Here is a 2,332-nt window from a genome sequence, read left to right as displayed (position 1 = left end):
ACTTCAATTCCTCCCCTTGTTAAAATCCTAGGTTTCTTGATTTAGCAAAGTTAAGCATCTTGAGCTTGCGTTCTATATTCTTATTGGCGCAATCAAAATCAACTTAGGCAGTTTTGGGATGAAAATTGCTAAAAAGACCAGCAAATTGCTTACAGGCTCAATCCAAAAGCCGTGCCGCGTCTACACATTCAGCGCAGCCCACAAAATTAATCTTTCTCAAAATGCCTAATTACTTTCTCATTTTGATGTTTTCTATAAGCAAACCAGAGTTTGCTTACTCATTTGGCTGAAATGCTTTCTCATTTCGGTGTTTTCCGCAAGCAAACCGGAGTTTGCTTACTCATTTGGCTTAAATGCTTTCTCATTTTGGTGTTTTCCGCAAGCAAACCGGAGTTTGCTTACTCATTTGGCTTAAATGCTTTCTCATTTCAGTAGATCGCGCATTTATGACAACTATACGCTTGTAGCAAAAGCCGTTGCAGATTTGCCGGAATTCTCTCAGGCTGATCGATACGGATATTTTTTAAGGTAAAGAATATTAACCGTACTATTTTACAAGGTGGGTATTATGAGTCGTAGAAAAAGAAGCTCTCCAGTGTTACAAAAAGCAGTGCGTCGTGCAGCTGGTATGGACTCAATTGATCCAAATTTAAATGTGGGCAATGGACTCACCCTACCTGCCTTCTCAACTCTAATTGAGACAATGCGAACTAAAGAGAACGCATACAACAGCGCCCTTTCCAACCTGGATAAGTTATACAGTGAAATGCTCCAAACAGAGCGTGAATTGGGAGATATGACAGAGCACATGCTGATGGGAGTTGGGACTAGATATGGCAAAAGCAGTGTAGAGTATGGCATGGCGGGAGGAGTTCCCAAGAGCCAACGCCGCAGGAGACTGCGAGGCGAGTCATCTACTTCCAGTTCACAGCAACCGTCATTTGTTCTTAGTGTGGACGGTAACGGGAATGGAAAGAAACAAGCAGTGACAAGCTAGGATGTGCCCTATGACTCCAATTTTGTAAAGTGCAAATCTTGCGATTGCCTTGATGAGAACCTGTAATTACCCGCTTGGCGATCGCAGGAACTAGCTGTACACGATACCTAAATACTTTATCTATAGCTAGACTTACAGCAGTTTTCATGTATTTGAACCACATCTATCGTAGGGGCACAGCATTGCTGTGCCCCTACCGCGTGGTCTATTTACCTGAAAATAGCTGTAAGCTAATGGCTGCAACTGGCAACCCAGAATAATAGATTGATTTGTAGCTAGACTTAAGCTAATAGATTAAGTTTAAAAAACAACAGGGCTAGATGATGCAAATCACTGTTGAGGTATCTGAGGAGCTAGGACAGCAATTACAGCAGTTCCAAGACCGCTTACAAGAGATAGTAGAACGTGGTCTCCAAGAGTTGTTAAGCGAACAGTCTAGCAATTTTCTTGATGAGAAGGAGATTATTGGGTTGTTAGCGAGTCAACCTACACCAGAACAAATTTTGGCAATCCGACCCTCACCAGAATTCCAGACTCGTGTGAGTGATTTACTAGCACAAAGTAAAGCAGGAACACTTTCAGCCAAAGGTGAAGCTGAACTAGAACGCTATCTGACCATAGAACATCTTGTCCGTATGGCAAAAGCTCATACCTTCGAGCAATTACGCCAAAACCCATGACTTATGTATCAGCCCAATTACGGAAACTCGTAATTGAGCGAGCGAACCAAAGGTGTGAGTACTGCTTATTTCCTCAGAGTGCTGCACTATTTAGCTTTGAGATGGAACATATTATTGCCGAAAAACATCGTGGCACTACTGAAGCAGAGAATCTAGCTCTCGCTTGCCCATACTGTAATCGTGCAAAGGGTACTGATTTGGGGTCAATCGATCCTGAAACGGGGAAACTAACACCTTTTTTCAATCCAAGGACTCAAAAATGGAGCGATCACTTTCAGCTGAATGGAGCAGAGATTGCACCATTGACAGCAGTTGGGCGAGTAACTGTTGCAATTCTCCAATTTAATCAATCAGAGCGTTTACAAGAACGGAACAGGTTGATTTGGGCAGGTCAATATTTTTAGGTTTACGGTTCTTGTCATGCCACTAAGCTATTTATTTGACTTGCGTAGAAGCTCTGCTTCTTGTCGCCAGATATTGCCTTTACAAAAGTATGAACATCAAGGGTGCGTAGGCGCAGCCCGCCGTAGGCATCGCAGTTTGTCAATTGGAAATTTAACTTTTCAATCCCCCAGAAAACAATTTACCAACTTCCGCCAAATCTACATTTCCACCGCTGATGATGACACCAATTCTCGCCTCTGGTTCTGTCACC

General features: G+C 42.8%; 3 protein-coding genes. All 3 read left to right on the top strand.

Annotation, left to right across the window (positions count from 1 at the left end):
- Positions 1-568: 568 nt before the first annotated feature.
- The 3 genes from LC574_RS36210 to LC574_RS36200 all read left to right on the top strand — a co-directional run bounded on the left by LC574_RS36210 (position 569) and on the right by LC574_RS36200 (position 2,081).
- Positions 569-997 carry a hypothetical protein gene (locus tag LC574_RS36210; RefSeq protein ID WP_229458449.1) on the top strand — a complete coding sequence of 143 codons (429 nt, stop codon included), beginning with the start codon at positions 569-571 and terminating at the stop codon, positions 995-997.
- Between the two features lie 320 nt (positions 998-1,317).
- On the top strand, positions 1,318-1,677 hold the full coding sequence (locus tag LC574_RS36205; protein WP_229458447.1) for a hypothetical protein: 360 nt from the start codon (positions 1,318-1,320) through the stop codon (positions 1,675-1,677).
- Positions 1,674-2,081 carry an HNH endonuclease gene (locus tag LC574_RS36200; RefSeq protein WP_229458446.1) on the top strand — a complete coding sequence of 136 codons (408 nt, stop codon included), beginning with the start codon at positions 1,674-1,676 and terminating at the stop codon, positions 2,079-2,081. Before LC574_RS36205 ends, LC574_RS36200 begins: the two co-directional genes overlap by 4 nt.
- Positions 2,082-2,332 lie beyond the last annotated feature (251 nt).

This window comes from Nostoc sp. CHAB 5715, from assembly GCF_020829685.1.
Classification (GTDB): Bacteria; Cyanobacteriota; Cyanobacteriia; order Cyanobacteriales; family Nostocaceae; genus Nostoc.
The sequence above is the reverse complement of the archived record's forward strand: the minus strand, read 5'-3'. Positions and strand labels throughout refer to the sequence as shown.